This is a genomic window from Gracilibacillus caseinilyticus, from assembly GCF_022919115.1.
Classification (GTDB): domain Bacteria; phylum Bacillota; class Bacilli; order Bacillales; family Amphibacillaceae; genus Gracilibacillus; species Gracilibacillus caseinilyticus.
On record NZ_CP095072.1, the window covers coordinates 2,525,644 to 2,542,928 of the forward strand.

The following is a 17,285-nucleotide window of genomic DNA, read 5'->3' on the forward strand; positions in this document are numbered from 1 at the left end:
TACGTTAAAGTATATATAGATAGACAGAAAGGAAGAGAAGATTAGAATGGGACATCAATTTAATACAAAATCTGTACACGTAACAATGAAGCGGGATGGAGGAATACCAGCAAAGGTCACTCCAATTCATCAAACATCCGCTTTTACATTTGAAAATTTAGCAGATATTGAACATTTTTTTGAAGGGGAACGTAATTATTTATATACACGAGTTGGTAACCCGAACACCAATGAGTTAGGACAGGCTGTGGCTGACTTAGAAGAAGCACCGAGCGGATTAGCAACATCATCAGGACTCTCCGCAATTATGGTAGGTGTGCTGGCAGCAGTAAAACCAGGAGAGCATGTGGTGGCTTCCAATGATTTATATGGCGGCACATATGAATTATTGGCAAATGAGCTAACATCCTTTGGAATCGAAGTAAGTTTTGTTTCTTTTGAAGAAGACATTGAGCCGTTTATTCAAGATAATACGGTTTTATTATATACAGAGTCGTTAACGAATCCGTTATTACGGGTAGAGGATTTAAATAAAGTTGTTGACATCGCAAAGAAACATAACCTGAAAACGATGGTAGACAATACCTTCGCTACTCCGTACATTGTTCGTCCTTATACGGAAGGTGTAAATCTTGTGGTACACAGTGCAACCAAGTATATTGGCGGACATAGCGATATTACGGCAGGTGTACTCGTTGGTGATACGGATTTAATTGCAGCAGCCAATACTAAGTGTGTCAATCTTGGCAGTAATTTAAGTCCTTTTGAAGCATGGCTAACTGTAAGAGGACTAAAGACACTGGCAGTCCGTATGGAGCGCCACGTACATAATGCGAAACTGGTTGCGGAAGCATTGACTGATCATCCAGCTGTAGATAAAGTGTATTATCCTGAATTCATCTCTGAAAAAGGAAACGGTGCAATTGTATCGATCGATATCACCGAAAGCGCCAATGTAGAGCAATTTCTCGAATCATTGGGCTGGATCAAAATTGTGGCAACACTAGCAGGTGTGGAAACGTCTGTATCTTATCCATTAGCTACGTCACATAGAAGTTTACCACCTGAATCACAAAAAGAATTGGGAATAACGAAAGGTTTAATTCGAATTTCTGTGGGAATTGAAGAAGCAGAGGATATTATCCAAGCATTGAAACAAGCTTTAGATATTGCAAGAAAATGAGGTGAGTATACGATGAAATATGCCGTTATAACAGGAACATCGAAAGGTTTAGGTGCATCGGTTGCGAAACAATTAATGGAAGCAACTTATCATGTGATCGGACTGGCACGACATGAAAATCAAGAACTGGCAACAGCAGAGCTTCCAGGCAGTTATACACATTATCAAGTGAATCTGGCTGATTTGCCTGCAACAGAATCAACGTTTCAAAACATTATTGCTTTTTTAAAACAAAAACAGCTAGATGAATTACTGCTAGTCCAAAATGCGGCGCTCGTTCAGCCTATTGAACAAGCGGGAAAACAGGAAATGCAACATTTAGCCGATCATGTTCATGTAAATTTACTAGCGCCTATGATTATAACTAATCTCTGGCTCGATGCTTGGCGTGAATCTGGCATATCTCTGGTTATGGCAAACGTGACATCAGGTGCAGCACAGCGCTCCGTATATGGATGGAATGCATACTGCAGTACGAAGGCAGGGCTGGATCGATTTACTGAAACAGTAGCGCTTGAGCAAGCGGAATTAGGAACAGACCATAAAGTCTTCTTGTTTGATCCAAGCATCATGGATACGGATATGCAAGGTGAAATTCGCAGCTCAGATCGAACACAGTTTAAGGATGTTGAACAATTTAAAGATTACAAAAAAAATCATAATTTACGAGATACAGATACAGTGGCAAGTGTATTAGTTGAAAAATTAGTAGCGCCAGAGCGTATTAAGAATGGCGAGTACTATAGTGTGAAAGATATTTTTCGTTAGGTTAACACCCAATTTTGATAAATGATTGACCAAATGCCCTCCTCTTACATACGTTATAAGTGTAAGAATTAAGGGAGGGATAAAGATGGGTGCACAACAATGTGGAGGTTACGGTTCAGGTTTTGCGCTAATCGTCGTACTGTTTATTTTATTGATCATCATCGGTGCTTCATGGGGATACGGCGGTTACGGTTACTAAATCAAACTTAAAAAACTGACAAAGGATACGTCCTTTGTCAGTTTTTCGTTTTTATGGGTACAGAAAGTAAAAAATTTTAAGGTATCGCCCACTTTCTGACAGGAACAACCAAGTCCACGCTGGCGCCCATAAACCAGGCGACTTCCTGCATCGCCCTGCGTTAAAGAAGATGAAGTTGAGTTCCTATAATATGGATTATGTAAACAAAGGCTGTATTACAGAATGATCATTTTGATAGATTTTCTCTGCTTAGCAAAGCTCCGGAAATATGCTCCGCGTCCTGTGGGCACGGCTTCAGCTAACTTAGTAAAAAAATTCTTTTCTTTACCAAGTGGATCTTCAGCTCGCGCTGATTCCACGGGAGTCTCCGCATATTTCCTACGCTTAAGGGAAGTGCTACAACGCATGGAACAGCAAAAAGTAGTGGTTCTAAGCATTATGTTATTCAAAAACTGATATTTATGGTGCACTCAATATGCTAGCAATTCCCAAAGTTGTAGAGCCCTCTCCTTAGCGTAGGCCAACCACGTAGACTCCCGCGGGACAGGCAGGTGCTGAAGATCCACTTTGTAAAGCGGTCTTCTTTACAAAGTTAGCTTCAGCCGTGCCCCGCAGGACGCGAAGTGATTGGCCGGAGCGGTATCCCAGCACATGAATATTTTCAAAATAAACACTACGCAGCTAGTTGACATAATCCATATTATAGGTAGTTGTTTATTACTTATCCTAGTTAGAACCGTGATTTTCCCCGATGCAAGATTAGAGCTTTTCGTTACATATTAGCCTTGATTATTTAAACCTTTATATCAGTTAATTGTTGCACATCTTTTTTGTAAAATATGATAAACTTTAAAGTGAAGAAATTTTGTAATTGGTTTGAGAAAGGAAGTTTTACATGATTACACGAAAAAGCAAACGCGAAATAGAAATGATGCACGAAGCAGGTAAGTTACTTGCTCGTTGCCATAAGGAGATTGCCAAACGAATTGTTCCAGGTTTGACAACGAAAGAGATTGATGCATTTGTCGAGAACTATTTGGCAGAGAACGGTGCAACACCAGAACAAAAAGGATATAATGGTTATCAATTTGCAACATGCGCTTCAGTTAATGATGAAATCTGTCACGGTTTTCCACGAGATGAAAAACTGGTAAAAGGTGACCTGGTTACGATTGATATGGTCGTTAATTTAAATGGTGGACTGGCAGACAGTGCCTGGACATATGTAGTAGGAGAGCCAGACGAAAAGACTGCAAAATTATTAGAAGTTACTAAAACTTCATTATATAAAGGGATTGAACAAGCGATGCCCGGAAATCGTATCGGTGATATTGGCCACGCCATTCAGCAATATGCAGAAGCGGAAGGTTTTTCGGTTGTACGAGAATTTACAGGGCATGGAATTGGACCAACCATTCATGAGGATCCACAAATTCCCCATTTCGGGTTAGCTGGTAAAGGCCCTCGCTTGAAAGAGGGCATGGTGATTACGATAGAACCGATGATCAATGAAGGTGCCTGGCAAAGTAAAATGGATGATAACAATTGGACGGCTCGGACGATTGATGGGGGACGTTCTGCCCAATTTGAACATACGTTAGTGATTTCCCAAGAAGGTCCGATTATCTTAACAGATCAGGATCATTTGGAAGACTAACAAATTGGTTACAAACAGATGCAGTTTAGAAAAGAAAAATCAGATTACCATGCAAATTCGAGATGGCTTGATTGCTGGTTTCCCAATTGTGATAGGCTATCTGCCAATTGCGATTGCGTTTGGGGTTTTAGCAAGGCAAGCAGGGATTTCGCTAGTAGAATTAACGGGCATGAGCCTTCTCGTATTTGCTGGAGCTGCTCAATTTATGGCAGCTGGTATGATTGGGATAGGAGTTAGTGCGGCAGAGATTATAATTGCTACCTTTGTCCTGAACTTGCGTCATTTTGTCATGGCGCTATCGTTTGTCCACCAGCTGCAACATATTCCTTTAAAGTGGAAAGGGGCACTGTCAATAGGGTTGACAGACGAAACATTCTCCGTCTCCTCTATTTATAAACATAAAGCAGAGCAATCCTATTGTCATCTATTTTACGGTACGATTATAATTACTTCTTATGGATCATGGGTGTTTGGTTCTTTTTTAGGTGGTGTTTTGGGAGATGTTGTTCCAGAACAGTTAACACAAAGTATGGGTATAGCACTTTACGCTATGTTTATTGGCCTATTGGTACCATCTGTGCGAAAATATAAACGGATTGCCATCATTTGTATAACGGCAATGTTGGTCAATTACCTGCTTAATCCGTTGATCGGACAAGGATGGGGAATTGTGGCAGGTACGATATTGGGTGCTTTTGTTGGCATCTTCGTACTGGAGGAAGAGGAAATATGATTTGGTTCATTATTATTGGAATGGCTGTCGTTACCGTTTTACCAAGGGTTATTCCAGTGTATATTGTTGATTTCATCCAGTTTCCTTTATGGATGAATAAATGGCTGAAAGCGATACCATATGCTGCGTTAGGGGCCTTGATTTTTCCTGGTATTATGACAGTTATTCCAGAGAGGCCGTATGTAGGCGTCATTGCCGGAGTTGTTGCAATGATATTAGCCTGGTTCCGAATTCATGTGATCGGAGTAGTAGCCATTGCGATTATTACTGTATATCTTTTTACCATATAATAAATGTTAGGGTGTTGTCCATGTATCAGATTAGAAAAGCACGACCAGAAGATGCGAAAGCAATAGCAGAAGTTCATGTACAAAGTTGGAAGGCTACCTATCACGAATTATTAGATGAACAGGATATATCCAATACAACGATAGAGCATCGTCAAATCTTATGGGAGACGGTGTTAAAATTACCTCGAAAACAGCAACCAGTTACGGTGATAGAAGAAAATGGATCCATCGTCGGATTTATATCAGGTGGTAAGGAACGAACAGATCGATTTGGTTATGATGGTGAAATCTATGCGATATATTTATTACCAACACACCAAAGAAAAGGACTGGGAAAACAATTATTGACAGCGTTTACAGAGGAAATGAAGGAATTAGGTTATCGTTCTTTATTAGTTTGGGTGCTAACGAAAAATCCAACCCACCAATTTTATCTGCAGCTTGGCGCACAACGGATTGAACAAGAACAAACAACTATCGGACAAGGGACGTACCAAGAAACCGCCTATGGTTTTAACAGTCTGGACAGCTTAATAGCTGCATTAATGATGAAACAAAGACAGTAGTGAACTCACTACTGTCTTTTGTCTTCAGGCTTTATGTTCCGTTTTTCTTATCATCGTTTTCATATGGTTCAATATGAATGTGTGCATGAGGCACGTCGTGTTTTTCTTTTAATTCTTCTTCGATATGGTCGGTTATTTCATGACTTTGCTCCACGGTCATCGTTGGATCAACGTAAATAGTTGCTTCGATCAATGCCTGATTTCCGTGCAGACGACCTTTTACATCTTTAATATCCATCACGTCTGGATGGGTATCGATGCTTTCTTTAATTTCGTGTAATTCATTTGGATGGAATCCGTCTGTTAAGGTGTGTGTTGCTTCTCTAAAAATATCCCAAGCGGTTTTACAAATAATTAATCCTACAATGGCACCGGCTAGGGGATCGAGCCAATAGAGATGGAACTGTGCACCGATGATACCGACAAAGGCACCGATACTGACAAGTGCATCCGATTTATTATCTTGGGCTGCGGCTTGTAAGGCGGAACTGTTAATTTTTTTCCCTAATCGTAAATTATATCGATAAACGAACAGCATCACGATGGCGGCACCTAGTGCTGTCCAGGCCGTTAACATATCTGGTTGTGAAAAATCTTGTGCAATAATACTTCGTACAGTATCGATTAATACTTGCAAGCCGATGGTAATCATGATAAAAGAAGCGATTAGCGATGCGATCATCTCCGCTCGGAAATGCCCGTAATGGTGATCATCATCAGGTGGCTTTCGAGAAATTTTTAATCCGACCAGAACAGCAACAGATGCGATAACATCCGTTGCATTATTTAAACCGTCAGCTCGTAATGCGGAAGAATCACCAATGGAAGCAACCACTAATTTACTGATTGCGAGAAGGAAATAGGTAATGATGCTAAGCCATGCCCCTTTTTCTCCTTCTTTATATTTTAAATATGGGTCCATAATTTTCCTCCGTTGCTACTGCTTGTATGAATACTTTATCAAATGGAAGTGGATATCGTCTACCTATAAGTGTCCCCCTAAATGAAAAAAAGTTACTTAAAATGAGAATGGACAGGTTTATTTTACCCATTTATAGGGAAAATGTTAAATAACCTATTAACATTCTTAACATTTCATCATAAAATGTTATTTAAATAGAGTATAGAAAGGGAGGCGTGCTCCATGAAGAAACATAAGGTAAGTTATCAATTGAAAGTGTTTAGCATGAATCAGAAACAGGTACTTAAAGCAAAGCGAGAAATACCTTTCGAAATTCAGTTGGCATCTCAGTTAGTATTAGACGATCTTTGTTTTAGTTGGAATAAGGCACGCTTAGAAGAAAAGATAAATCAATCCATTGACGATCACAATAAAGAAGCTTTTGAAGAATTGAGTAAGACTTACAGCAGCTATATATGGGAATCTTAGTGATAAGTCCCCGTTGTTTATGCGACGGGGAGTTTTAATGTCAAAGTTCTCTGTATCTATATAGAAATAAAATGAAGATATGTTATAGTAGAGTAAGTGTTTTTTAAACAGAAAGGGTAATTATGAATGAGAAAATACATTATTTTACTATTGCTGATTACGCTTGTCACAGTTGTCAGTGGATGCCAGCAAAAGCAGTACTCAGCAGAGAATACGGACAAGTCGAATATTAACACAGAGCACAAAAGTGAACCTGTCTCATTAATGGGGGAAGAGGAAGAACCTGATCAAGAAAATGAAACCTCTTCAGAAGAAGACACTGAAGCAGATAAGAAAGAAGCATTAGAAGTGGTCGAAAATCCGGCAAGTGTTTCCATCGTAGTTAATAAACAACGGAAATTACCGGATGGGTATGAACCTCCAGATTTAGTGGAGGCAGATGTGTCGTATTATGCACCAGAAGGAGATCCGAAGCGCTTAATACGTCAGGAAGCTGCCGGTGCATTAGAATCATTATTCGCAGCTGCCAAACAGGAAGGACTGGAATTGGTCGCAGTTTCAGGCTATCGTTCTTACCAGCGTCAAAAAGTAATTTACGAAAATAATGTTGCAGCCAATGGCCAGGAACATGCCGATAAATTTTCTGCAAAACCAGGTACAAGTGAGCATCAAACAGGCTTAGCTATGGATGTTGCCTCAGCAGCATTAGTATCCGTTTTAGAACAAAGCTTTATCGAGACAGATGAGGGACAATGGCTGGAGGATCATGCACATGAACACGGCTTTATCATCCGTTATCCAGAAGGTAAAGAAGACATAACAGGCTACAGTTATGAACCGTGGCATTTGCGTTATGTGGGAAAAGACATAGCTTCAGAAATTTACGAGGCCCAATCCACACTAGAAGAATATTTCGGCTTACTACCTTAACCAAGAAGTTAACGCTTCTTGGTTTTTTATATTTGGTAAATGATAGTGCACATCATAGTCATTATGCAGGAAGCTACTTTGTCAATCACCAAAACGGCTGTTGTCACATAGCCTATTAGTAGTAATGGCTAAATGGGGTGATTTGGTGAAACTGATGACAGGAATGCTTGTAACTAGATATTCTCATGATCACGATATTGTATTTCGAATTAAAAATATAAATGGCGAAAAAGTTTTATTACATGGTGAGGATTTACGGCTGGAAGCGGACGCGCCGGTTGACGATGTCCGTGTATTACCCGAAGAAGATATTCGAAAAAGACAGGAAGAGATTAAAGAACAGGAAGAATATTCCTATCGCCTTTTTCGTCAAGACTATCAACTGATGAAGGAAAAAAAAGACGTAGAACATAAGAAAGAAGAGCCGCGCAATGTTCAACGGTTTCAATTGCCTGTTAAAGTGTTGCATATAGACGGGGACCGATTATATTTAAAGAAGTGTATTGAATTGTACCAGAGACTTGGATTACAGGTTCATGGCATGTATATTCCCGAAAATGAACTGCCAATTGAAATGGAAAAATTAATTAAGAAAGTCCAGCCCGAAATTCTTGTCATCACTGGTCATGATGCCTATTCAGAATCAAAAGGCAGCAAGAAAGATATCGGTGCTTACCGTAATACGCGTTATTTTGTGGAAGCAGTACGCCAGGCGAGAGCATGGGCACCGAACTTAGATCAACTGATTATCTTTGCCGGTGCCTGCCAATCACATTTTGAATCATTAATACGCGCGGGTGCCAACTTTGCAAGTTCGCCTGATCGTGTCAACATACATGCATTAGATCCAGTATATATTGTGGCGAAGGTAGCGTATACCCCTTTTATGGAGAAAGTGAATGTTTATGAAGTGCTCAAAAATACATTTACTGGTGAAAAAGGATTGGGCGGAATGGAAACAAAAGGTTTGTATCGAACCGGCTTGCCTTATGTAGAGACAAATTAAAATTTTGTCTCTATTTTTTATGGCGAAATCGATGGTTATCGATGCGAATCAGTCACGTTTTTTGATACAATAGAAAGGAATTACCAATCAATTTGACATAATGGAACTTAAGGGGGAATAAGAATGGATTTCCGTATTGAACGAGATACAATCGGAGAAATAAAAGTAGCAAGTGATAAATATTGGGGGGCACAGACGCAACGAAGCAAAGAAAATTTTCCAATCGGTAATGAGACAATGCCGAAAGAAATTATTGAAGGCTTTGCTATTTTAAAGAGAAGTGCTGCCATCGTTAACAGTGAGCTGGGATTAATGGAAAAAGTGAAAGCGGATGCGATTAAGCACGCTGCTGATCGTATTTTAGCTGGTGAGTTATATGATCATTTTCCATTAGTTGTATGGCAAACCGGAAGTGGTACACAATCTAACATGAACGTTAATGAAGTGATCGCTTTTGTTGGAAATGAATGGTTGGAAGCACAGAATAGTGATGTTACTCTTCACCCGAATGATGATGTCAATAAATCACAAAGCTCGAATGACACATATCCAACCGCTTTACATATTGCAGCTGTCAGAAAAGTCGAAGAAGTCGTATTACCATCTTTAGCGACACTTAAAGAAACATTAAAAGAGAAGATGGAAGCGTTTGACGATATCGTAAAGATCGGCCGTACACACTTGCAAGATGCGACACCATTAACACTAGGTCAAGAAATTAGTGGATGGCACCGTATGTTAGAAAAAACAGAAGCCATGCTAAAGGATAGTATTCCTTATGTGAAAGAATTAGCTATTGGTGGAACCGCAGTTGGAACAGGACTTAATGCACATCCGGAATTTTCTGAGCGTGTAACGGTTCAAATCAGTGAATATACTGGTAAATCATTTGTATCAGCACCGAATAAATTTCATGCACTGACAAGCCATGATGAATTGGTTTATGCACATGGTGCGTTAAAAGGACTTGCAGCTGATTTAATGAAAATTGCTAATGATGTTCGTTGGTTAGCTAGTGGTCCACGTTGTGGTATTGGTGAAATTAATATCCCTGCTAATGAGCCAGGAAGCTCGATTATGCCAGGAAAGGTGAATCCAACGCAGAGTGAAGCAATTACGATGGTAGCAACACAGGTGATGGGAAATGACGCAGCGATAGGTTTTGCTGCTAGTCAAGGTAACTTTGAATTAAATGTTTTTAAACCTGTGATCGCCTATAATTTCTTGCAATCTGCCCAACTTTTAGCGGATAGTATGCTATCTTTTAATGATCGTTGTGTCATAGGATTAGAGCCAAACCATGAACAAATTGAAAAGAATTTAAATGATTCCTTAATGTTAGTAACAGCCCTAAATCCACATATCGGATATGAAAATGCTGCGAAAATTGCGAAGAAAGCTTTTGCTGATAATACGACGTTAAAAGAAGCAGCAGTAGAATTAGAGCTGTTAACAGAGCAGCAATTTGATGAATGGATTAATCCAGAAGAAATGACTTATCCGAAGTAAGCAGCCATTGGATTGATTACTAAAAATTACTAAGAAATTATAAGCATATAGATCACTTTTTTGTCCACAATATTGTGTACAGGAGGTGATCAACGATGGCAACTAACCAATCAAATCAACTAGTTGTTCCTGGCGTAGAGCAAGCACTAGACCAAATGAAATATGAGATTGCTCAAGAATTTGGCGTAAGTTTAGGTGCAGATACAACTGCTCGTGCTAACGGTTCTGTTGGTGGTGAAATCACTAAACGTTTAGTAACAATGGCAGAACAACAATTCGGTGGAACACCAAAATAATAGTAAAGAAACAAGTTGGGGAGGCGCTTTGCTGAAAGTGTCTCCCTTTTGTATCTGTAATAGTAATGATCTCAAAAATATCTCTTCGGAGGATGAAAATGTACATTTGCTATCTCTGTAATGGGTTAGAGAGAATGTCATATGATTGTGCAGTTTGTGGTGCAAATATGTTAGATGGTGGGAAAATAGTTGATTATTATGGTGACTATTCACCGTATATGGAAATAGAGGACGCACAGATGGTGGACGGTGTACCGAATTCATATGGAGAACATCAATGTGTCCATATAGGAGTATGCTCCGCTTGTAATCATATGGAAGAGATTATGGTAAAGGAACAAACTTTTCATTAATCAATAAATCCCACATTAGAAAAACTCGGCATTCGCCTCGTCTATTAGCGAGTGCCGAAGTTTTTCTTATACTTGGTACATTCTAAATTTTCACTGCGTCGTGCATCTTCATTGCTAAAATTTTATACTTCCTACCGTATAAAAAAGCGCATAGTTCCATGAACTATACGCTTTATCAATATAATTACTTAATACGTGCTTCAGAATCTTTATCAAAGAAGTGTGATTTGTGCATATCGAAAGCAAGATCGATTTTTTCCCCACCGTTAATATCAGTACGAGAATCAACACGAGCCACGAACTCTTGACCGTTTAATGAAGAATACAGATAAGACTCAGAACCCATTAATTCAGAAACATCGATTGTAGCAGTAATTTTCTTACCAGGATTCGCATCTAAGAATACCGGTTCATCATGAATATCCTCCGGACGAACACCTAATACGAGTTCTTTACCTACATAACCTTGGTCACGAAGTATTTTCATTTTACCTTCTGGTACTTCAACTTTTGTTTCACCAAGATCAATTTGACCGTCTTCTAATGTACCGTTGAAGAAGTTCATTGCAGGTGAACCGATGAAACCACCAACGAAAATATTGTTTGGCTTATCGTATACTTCTTTAGGAGCACCAACTTGTTGGATAATACCGTCTTTTAGTACAACAAGACGAGTTGCCATTGTCATTGCTTCTGTTTGATCGTGTGTAACGTAAATAGTTGTTGTTTGCAGACGGTGGTGTAATTTTTGGATTTCCGCACGCATCTGCACACGAAGTTTTGCATCAAGGTTGGATAAAGGCTCATCCATCAAGAATACTTTCGCATCACGAACGATTGCACGTCCTAAGGCAACACGCTGACGCTGACCACCGGAAAGTGCTTTTGGTTTACGATCTAAATATGCTTCAAGACCTAGAATACGAGCTGCTTCTTTTACACGACGTTCGATTTCATCTTTCTTGAACTTACGAAGTTTAAGACCGAAAGCCATGTTATCATATACGTTCATGTGTGGATATAGCGCGTAGTTTTGGAATACCATCGCGATATCGCGGTCTTTAGGAGCTACTTCATTCATTAATTTATCATCAATGTAGAATTCTCCACCAGAGATTTCTTCAAGACCAGCGATCATACGAAGTGTAGTTGATTTACCACAACCTGATGGACCAACGAATACGATAAATTCTTTGTCCTTAATTTCCAGGTTGAAATTGTCTACTGCTTTACCTTCATCTTTGTTATAAACTTTGTCAATATTACGTAATGATAATTCTGCCATTATATATTCCCTCCTAAATTTTGAAAACGTTTTATCTATGGGTATAAGTTTACAGATAAAAGACAAATCCGTAAATAGAAACCGTGCACAAAAAAAGCGGTTTCATTTGTGCACGGTTACAAAAGCTTGTTTACTTTATCAGAAAAGAAAGCATAAAACACCGTTAAAAACAGCATTGAAGGTGTTCATGAAAGTGTGTTTAACTATAATTGAGCTTGTGCATGCTTTCAGTCTACTGCTTAGCTTTAGCCAACGAAGCATTTATAGATGACGGAGACGTAACCCTGTGAGTCCAGATGACATGGTGCTGGTAACAGGAGTCTACGGATATTTTCCTTCCGGTGAAGCATTACAACGCGCTGTTTGCGACACTGCTAAGACTTACTTATTTCGCATCAACAGGCATAAGTACACTGCGATGGCACCATCAAATTGCTTTACATCGATCGTTGTTTTTTCGATGAATTTGTCCACGCGATATTGCAGACTGTTGCGATGCATGTACATTTTTTTGGCTGCAAGGGTTGTATTGGAATTGGATTCTAAAAAAACTTGTACAGTTTTTAACAATTCTTCATCGTCTCGTACTTTATGTAAAATGGAATATGTCATCAGTTTTTGTTCGTTTTCTGAAATGTTTATAGAATAAAGATAAGGAATCGCTTTTATATAATGAAGTGCACCATGATTATATCTGCTCGTATGATGGTAGCATTTTTTGATCCACTGATATAAATCAAAAGCATATTGAATATCATGAATTGTCGGACCGATAAATAATTTAATATTAATATAAAAGTCTGTCGTTAGTACTTCAATGATTTCAGAGTAAGATACGGTATCATCACTGGATGGAATGTCCTCCTGAATGATGACACCTTCATGATTATTCTCCCAAAGAATCGAAGTGTGCCGTGGAAATAAACCATTTATCGCTTCTCGGAATGATTCGGGATCGACTGATTCATCTGATAAGGAAAAATAAATAAAATGGAATGCTGTCATCTTTTCTTCAATCATTTGTTTAGGAATCTCCTGATGAAACAAGATGTCCATCCATTGTTGTTCACGATCTGTTGTAGGAGGTTGATTTGCTTTATAAGGACTTAGTAAGATATCCAATAGTTCATGCTCGCGCTTCGTTAATTCTGCTTTTGGCAACCCGATAATGTCGTTATCAGGCGTCACATACCAGTTATACGTTAGTGTATTCAATGTAGGTTCGTCATGATGGGTAATAAGATTAGGAAACATTTGCTGTAATTGTTCTAACATGTTAAAGCCTCTCTCATACGATTTTCTTCTATTATAACAAACAAAGAGAGAACTACATATGAAAACGAGTTTGGAAAAATTAATGAGAGTTATCGTTCGATGCTACAGCAACTGCTGATATATTGGGGGGATTTGTGTGGTTGTTTTTTTACAGAATGATGGCACTTTCAGGCATAGAGTTCTGTTAAATAGGAGGAATTGATTGAATGGAGGTCACATTCAACCATAAAAGTCATTTAGCGACATGAATTGTTGAATAGAGGCTTCATTCAATCATGAAAGCCTCTATTTAAGCCTGATTTATTTGAATGAAGGCCTCATTCAGTTATAAGAGCTTCTTGTTTAGTGCATTTTGATTGAAAAGGCGTTTATGAAATGCAAATCTTTATAGTTTACAGCAAGCAAAGTCATCGACATTAATCTGATTCACTAGGAAAGGGCTCATCTTCTTTCGGTAATTTCCGCGACTGTTCAATCTGTATTCTTCCATTGATCGAGTAGGTTGTTCCGCCAGCCATTCCCTCATTAATCATCCTGTCAACGTCAAGTTCGTATTCTTGTCTAGGGTCTTTTTCTTTATCGGATTTAGGCTTTGTCATAGTTGATTCCTCCTTTATTCATAGCATAGTCCAAAAGAGGGAATTCATTCAGAGCGTGGTGTGGCAGATAAAGCATACCCGAATAATGCCGTAAAATAAGATTGTGCTTTTGTCGCAAATGCTGGATGGTCAAACACATACCAGGTAGGCTTCGCATGAACTTCGAGCAACCAAAGCCTTTGTTCATTGTCTAATCCGATATCAAATCCTAATTCGCCAATTTCTCCATTAAATTTGTGTTCTAACACTTTAGCTATTGTAATTGCCATTTTCTTAATTTTTTGTGTCATGTTTTTGTTAATAAGATGATGAACAGGTATAAGCGTGTTGGTAAGCGTGTCTTTGCCATACAAAAGGGTTAATTGCCAAGTTCGATCTCGTTGAACATATGCACGTAGATAAGCAGGATTTTGCTGGTGATGTTGCAAATCAACCGCATCTTGCACAACATAACGTGGGAGTCCATCACGAAAATATTGCTTGCATAGCTTGGTCAAATCAGAAAAAGTCGTTTGTTCATTCTTACGCGAGACAAAGAATTCTGTCTCTGTTATTTTTTCCAGATAAACTGGTTGGGAGGCATTCTCCTGATACGCCTGTACGTAAACAGGATGTTGTTCAAGCTTTTGTTCTAATGTCTCAATAGATGGATGAAAAGTGGTATCAGGTAACAGATAGTTGACCCGATCATCACTGATTAACGTTTCGTATACTTGCCATTTGTGAAAAAAATCAGGATTAAATATAATAGAAGTTGTGGTTAAGTACTGCTTGACGTGCTTGACCATCACATGTGCTTCTAATTTACGGTTAGGAATGCGATTGTAGATAACGGGTGGAATTTCTGTGTGCATTGCTTTCCATTGATTTTTCCACACGAAACCGGTCAAACTATTAGAAGTGGATGCGACTTGCTGGTAGCTGAACAGAATCGTCTCAAACCCTAATGTATGACCGATTCGTGCCATTTCCTGAAATAATCGTTCATTGTTAAGCTGTTGCGGAGCCCGGTGGACCAAAACACCAAGTTGATAATACAGAAATAATTCCGCTTCATCTGTATCGATCATCATTTTACTATTTCTTTTGATATGAAAGTGTTCCATGATGGCAGAGGATAAATATATCGTATTATCATTTCGTTGATGACTTAAGATGTCACACGGAATTTTTTGCATACCATGTTGAAGAGTGGTGCAGTCTTTAATGGAAGCATAGTACTGTTTCGGCACAATCAGGCGGTTTTTATTATTCGGATAAGACTTCATTTCAAATAAAGAACGCACGTTGACACCTTCTTTCGTCAATCTGCAAAAGTTAATCCATTATATGCGGTAAATAACGGTACTATACATAAGCGAAAAAGGGTATTATTCGGAAGGAATACTATTTTTGGAGGGTTTACAACATATGAACACAACGATTAAGGCACTTGTCTTCGATGTTTACGGGACATTATTTGATGTATATTCTGTTGAAACAAAATGCGATGAGATCTTTGGGCAAAAAGGAAAAGAAGTAAGTATTCTTTGGCGTAGAAAGCAATTGGAATATTCGTTTTTGCGACAGTTAATGGGGCAATACCAGCCATTTAAACAGGTTACTGAAGACGCATTGATCTATGCTTTACAGTATTACAATCTGGATTACGATGACAGTCAGCTGCAAGAACTGATGGATGCTTATACAACATTAAAGTATTATCCAGAAGTCACGAATGTATTAGAGAAAATGAAGGATAAGCAATTAGCTGTTTTCTCAAATGGTTCAAGAGATATGCTCGAGCCTTTAATTGAGAAATCCGGTTTATTAAACTATTTTGATGCAATTATAAGTGTGGATGATATCAAACAATATAAACCAACCCCGGCTTCTTATACGCATGTACTAAATGTACTAGGTGTGGAGCGAAAAGAAGTGTTGTTTATGTCATCGAATGGCTGGGATATTTCCGGAGCGAAAAATTTTGGTTTTCAAACCGCATGGATTAACCGTGGGCAGGCTCCGACTGAAGTATTAAACCTGGTTCCGCATGGCGAGTATGATGATTTGCGTGGTATTCTTGAATGGGAAGAATGAGAAAGGTGGTAAAGCAGATTGGATGAAATCATAACAATTGTTGTAATGGTTGTTATCGGTGCATTTATCGGTGGATTGACAAATTCTATCGCTATTAAAATGCTGTTTCGACCATACGAGGCAAAATACATTGGTAAGTGGAAGGTTCCTTTCACCCCGGGGGTTATCCCAAAAAGACGTGATCAATTAGCGAAACAGCTTGGTGAATTAGTTGTAAAGCATTTGCTGACGAGAGAGAGCATCGAATTAAAATTAACCGATCCTGCACTAAAGCAACAAGTGCAACGTAAATTAGAAAAAGAATGGGAGCTTTTCTTGGAGAAGGAACATTCTGTACACCAGTTGGCAGAAAGATTTAAACTCCCTGTGGAATCTCATCAGGTACAAACAGCTATCGCGGACAAGGTAGTTCAACAGTTAGACCAGTTTTTACAGGAAAATAAACAGTTGCAGCTAAAAAATTGGCTTGAATCAGCCATTTCTGAGCAAGACGTAGATGCTGCAGCACAATTACTGCGAATCAAAGCGATTGAGTTATTAAATAAAGAAGAGACACAAGAGAAGATGGAGTCGATTATCAAGCAATATGCAGCATCCAAAGGGTTTCTTGGGAATATGGTATTGTCGATGTTTTCGAGTGATGAACTCGCCATCAAAATTCTGAGGCTAGTGACCGAATACTTACAATCACAGGATGGAGTGCAATGGTTAAATCATGCTGTATCAAAAGAGTGGGAAGCATGGTTAGATAAAGAACTGCAAATCATTGAACCATTTTTTAAAAAAGCCGATACACAGCATTTAATCAAAGCTATGATCATAGACAATATACCTGCCGATGATTGGCTGGATCATCCTGTTCAGGTTTACCTCACCCCTTTTTCGGATCAGATAAAAGAAAAGGTGTTACCGGTACTTGTGGAACAGCTCTTTGTGAAATTGGCAGAAAGCGTTCCGTCAATGCTAGCACAACTGGGCATTGAGAAAATGGTCGAACAGCAAGTAACATCGTTCCCAACGTCAAGGTTAGAGGAAATTATTCTATCTATTTCACGTAAGGAGTTTAAATTAATCACGTATCTTGGTGCCTTACTAGGTGGTTTTATTGGGTTATTTCAGGCCATTCTCTTTATCGTGGTTTAAAACTCTGTTATAGTGGTAAAGAAA

Annotated in this window: 20 protein-coding genes; 15 read left to right on the forward strand and 5 right to left on the reverse strand. The window is 38.9% G+C overall.

What is annotated here, in order from left to right:
• Positions 1–46 precede the first annotated feature (46 nt).
• The 7 genes from MUN88_RS11765 (at position 47) to MUN88_RS11795 (ending at position 5,396) form a co-directional block, all read left to right on the forward strand.
• The gene (locus MUN88_RS11765; protein ID WP_244715234.1) at positions 47–1,183 is read left to right on the forward strand and encodes a trans-sulfuration enzyme family protein; all 1,137 of its coding nucleotides are present in this window, start codon (positions 47–49) and stop codon (positions 1,181–1,183) included.
• Between the two features lie 12 nt (positions 1,184–1,195).
• Positions 1,196–1,951, forward strand: a complete 756-nt coding sequence (locus MUN88_RS11770) for an SDR family NAD(P)-dependent oxidoreductase (RefSeq protein WP_244715236.1) — start codon at positions 1,196–1,198, stop codon at positions 1,949–1,951.
• A gap of 85 nt (positions 1,952–2,036) precedes the next feature.
• The gene (locus tag MUN88_RS11775; protein WP_244715238.1) at positions 2,037–2,150 is read left to right on the forward strand and encodes a YjcZ family sporulation protein; all 114 of its coding nucleotides are present in this window, start codon (positions 2,037–2,039) and stop codon (positions 2,148–2,150) included.
• Positions 2,151–3,045: 895 nt separating this feature from the next.
• On the forward strand, positions 3,046–3,807 hold the full coding sequence (gene map, locus MUN88_RS11780; RefSeq protein WP_244715240.1) for a type I methionyl aminopeptidase: 762 nt from the start codon (positions 3,046–3,048) through the stop codon (positions 3,805–3,807).
• A gap of 49 nt (positions 3,808–3,856) precedes the next feature.
• Positions 3,857–4,540: an AzlC family ABC transporter permease gene (locus MUN88_RS11785; protein ID WP_244724485.1), complete on the forward strand. Its 684-nt coding sequence runs from the start codon at positions 3,857–3,859 to the stop codon at positions 4,538–4,540.
• Complete coding sequence (locus MUN88_RS11790; RefSeq protein ID WP_244715242.1) at positions 4,537–4,830, forward strand: AzlD domain-containing protein; 294 nt, start codon at positions 4,537–4,539, stop codon at positions 4,828–4,830. Before MUN88_RS11785 ends, MUN88_RS11790 begins: the two co-directional genes overlap by 4 nt.
• Positions 4,831–4,850: 20 nt before the next feature.
• Positions 4,851–5,396: a GNAT family N-acetyltransferase gene (locus MUN88_RS11795; protein ID WP_244715244.1), complete on the forward strand. Its 546-nt coding sequence runs from the start codon at positions 4,851–4,853 to the stop codon at positions 5,394–5,396.
• A 31-nt stretch (positions 5,397–5,427) separates the two neighbouring features.
• Here MUN88_RS11795 and MUN88_RS11800 read toward each other — a convergent pair whose 3' ends face one another.
• Positions 5,428–6,318: a cation diffusion facilitator family transporter gene (locus tag MUN88_RS11800; protein WP_244715246.1), complete on the reverse strand. Its 891-nt coding sequence runs from the start codon at positions 6,316–6,318 to the stop codon at positions 5,428–5,430.
• A 222-nt stretch (positions 6,319–6,540) separates the two neighbouring features.
• Between MUN88_RS11800 and MUN88_RS11805 the strand changes: the two genes are divergently transcribed.
• The 6 genes from MUN88_RS11805 to MUN88_RS11830 all read left to right on the forward strand — a co-directional run bounded on the left by MUN88_RS11805 (position 6,541) and on the right by MUN88_RS11830 (position 10,880).
• The gene (locus tag MUN88_RS11805) at positions 6,541–6,786 is read left to right on the forward strand and encodes an IDEAL domain-containing protein (RefSeq protein WP_244715248.1); all 246 of its coding nucleotides are present in this window, start codon (positions 6,541–6,543) and stop codon (positions 6,784–6,786) included.
• A gap of 126 nt (positions 6,787–6,912) precedes the next feature.
• On the forward strand, positions 6,913–7,716 hold the full coding sequence (locus MUN88_RS11810) for a M15 family metallopeptidase (RefSeq protein ID WP_244715250.1): 804 nt from the start codon (positions 6,913–6,915) through the stop codon (positions 7,714–7,716).
• A 145-nt stretch (positions 7,717–7,861) separates the two neighbouring features.
• Complete coding sequence (gene yabG / locus MUN88_RS11815; protein ID WP_244715252.1) at positions 7,862–8,722, forward strand: sporulation peptidase YabG; 861 nt, start codon at positions 7,862–7,864, stop codon at positions 8,720–8,722.
• 123 nt (positions 8,723–8,845) lie between these two features.
• Positions 8,846–10,231 carry a class II fumarate hydratase gene (fumC, locus tag MUN88_RS11820; RefSeq protein ID WP_244715254.1) on the forward strand — a complete coding sequence of 462 codons (1,386 nt, stop codon included), beginning with the start codon at positions 8,846–8,848 and terminating at the stop codon, positions 10,229–10,231.
• Between the two features lie 95 nt (positions 10,232–10,326).
• Positions 10,327–10,527 carry an alpha/beta-type small acid-soluble spore protein gene (locus MUN88_RS11825; protein WP_244715256.1) on the forward strand — a complete coding sequence of 67 codons (201 nt, stop codon included), beginning with the start codon at positions 10,327–10,329 and terminating at the stop codon, positions 10,525–10,527.
• 98 nt (positions 10,528–10,625) lie between these two features.
• Positions 10,626–10,880: a hypothetical protein gene (locus MUN88_RS11830; protein WP_244715258.1), complete on the forward strand. Its 255-nt coding sequence runs from the start codon at positions 10,626–10,628 to the stop codon at positions 10,878–10,880.
• Between the two features lie 184 nt (positions 10,881–11,064).
• Here MUN88_RS11830 and MUN88_RS11835 read toward each other — a convergent pair whose 3' ends face one another.
• The 4 genes from MUN88_RS11835 to MUN88_RS11850 form a co-directional block, all read right to left on the reverse strand.
• The gene (locus tag MUN88_RS11835; RefSeq protein ID WP_244715260.1) at positions 11,065–12,165 is read right to left on the reverse strand and encodes an ABC transporter ATP-binding protein; all 1,101 of its coding nucleotides are present in this window, start codon (positions 12,163–12,165) and stop codon (positions 11,065–11,067) included.
• 381 nt (positions 12,166–12,546) lie between these two features.
• On the reverse strand, positions 12,547–13,440 hold the full coding sequence (locus MUN88_RS11840) for a PucR family transcriptional regulator (RefSeq protein WP_244715262.1): 894 nt from the start codon (positions 13,438–13,440) through the stop codon (positions 12,547–12,549).
• Between the two features lie 416 nt (positions 13,441–13,856).
• Complete coding sequence (locus MUN88_RS11845) at positions 13,857–14,039, reverse strand: hypothetical protein (RefSeq protein WP_244715264.1); 183 nt, start codon at positions 14,037–14,039, stop codon at positions 13,857–13,859.
• Between the two features lie 44 nt (positions 14,040–14,083).
• The gene (locus tag MUN88_RS11850; protein WP_244715266.1) at positions 14,084–15,325 is read right to left on the reverse strand and encodes a YheC/YheD family protein; all 1,242 of its coding nucleotides are present in this window, start codon (positions 15,323–15,325) and stop codon (positions 14,084–14,086) included.
• A gap of 124 nt (positions 15,326–15,449) precedes the next feature.
• On the opposite strand from MUN88_RS11850, the gene MUN88_RS11855 reads away from it, so the two are divergent.
• Both MUN88_RS11855 and MUN88_RS11860 read left to right on the forward strand, forming a co-directional pair.
• Positions 15,450–16,118 (forward strand): haloacid dehalogenase type II, encoded by a 669-nt coding sequence (locus tag MUN88_RS11855; protein WP_244715268.1) that lies wholly within the window; start codon positions 15,450–15,452, stop codon positions 16,116–16,118.
• A gap of 18 nt (positions 16,119–16,136) precedes the next feature.
• Positions 16,137–17,261 carry a DUF445 domain-containing protein gene (locus MUN88_RS11860; protein WP_244715270.1) on the forward strand — a complete coding sequence of 375 codons (1,125 nt, stop codon included), beginning with the start codon at positions 16,137–16,139 and terminating at the stop codon, positions 17,259–17,261.
• Positions 17,262–17,285 lie beyond the last annotated feature (24 nt).

Excerpts from the sequence above, each read along its gene's own strand:
- MUN88_RS11795 (WP_244715244.1), top strand. The coding sequence starts at position 4,851 with ATGTATCAGATTAGAAAAGCACGACCAGAAGATGCGAAAGCAATAGCA.
- MUN88_RS11800 (WP_244715246.1), bottom strand. The coding sequence starts at position 6,318 with ATGGACCCATATTTAAAATATAAAGAAGGAGAAAAAGGGGCATGGCTT.
- MUN88_RS11835 (WP_244715260.1), bottom strand. The coding sequence starts at position 12,165 with ATGGCAGAATTATCATTACGTAATATTGACAAAGTTTATAACAAAGAT.
- MUN88_RS11770 (WP_244715236.1), top strand. The coding sequence starts at position 1,196 with ATGAAATATGCCGTTATAACAGGAACATCGAAAGGTTTAGGTGCATCG.
- MUN88_RS11845 (WP_244715264.1), bottom strand. The coding sequence starts at position 14,039 with ATGACAAAGCCTAAATCCGATAAAGAAAAAGACCCTAGACAAGAATAC.
- MUN88_RS11790 (WP_244715242.1), top strand. The coding sequence starts at position 4,537 with ATGATTTGGTTCATTATTATTGGAATGGCTGTCGTTACCGTTTTACCA.
- MUN88_RS11765 (WP_244715234.1), top strand. The coding sequence starts at position 47 with ATGGGACATCAATTTAATACAAAATCTGTACACGTAACAATGAAGCGG.
- map (WP_244715240.1), top strand. The coding sequence starts at position 3,046 with ATGATTACACGAAAAAGCAAACGCGAAATAGAAATGATGCACGAAGCA.
- MUN88_RS11830 (WP_244715258.1), top strand. The coding sequence starts at position 10,626 with ATGTACATTTGCTATCTCTGTAATGGGTTAGAGAGAATGTCATATGAT.
- MUN88_RS11810 (WP_244715250.1), top strand. The coding sequence starts at position 6,913 with ATGAGAAAATACATTATTTTACTATTGCTGATTACGCTTGTCACAGTT.
- fumC (WP_244715254.1), top strand. The coding sequence starts at position 8,846 with ATGGATTTCCGTATTGAACGAGATACAATCGGAGAAATAAAAGTAGCA.
- MUN88_RS11855 (WP_244715268.1), top strand. The coding sequence starts at position 15,450 with ATGAACACAACGATTAAGGCACTTGTCTTCGATGTTTACGGGACATTA.
- MUN88_RS11840 (WP_244715262.1), bottom strand. The coding sequence starts at position 13,440 with ATGTTAGAACAATTACAGCAAATGTTTCCTAATCTTATTACCCATCAT.
- MUN88_RS11785 (WP_244724485.1), top strand. The coding sequence starts at position 3,857 with ATGCAAATTCGAGATGGCTTGATTGCTGGTTTCCCAATTGTGATAGGC.
- MUN88_RS11775 (WP_244715238.1), top strand. The coding sequence starts at position 2,037 with ATGGGTGCACAACAATGTGGAGGTTACGGTTCAGGTTTTGCGCTAATC.
- MUN88_RS11825 (WP_244715256.1), top strand. The coding sequence starts at position 10,327 with ATGGCAACTAACCAATCAAATCAACTAGTTGTTCCTGGCGTAGAGCAA.
- MUN88_RS11805 (WP_244715248.1), top strand. The coding sequence starts at position 6,541 with ATGAAGAAACATAAGGTAAGTTATCAATTGAAAGTGTTTAGCATGAAT.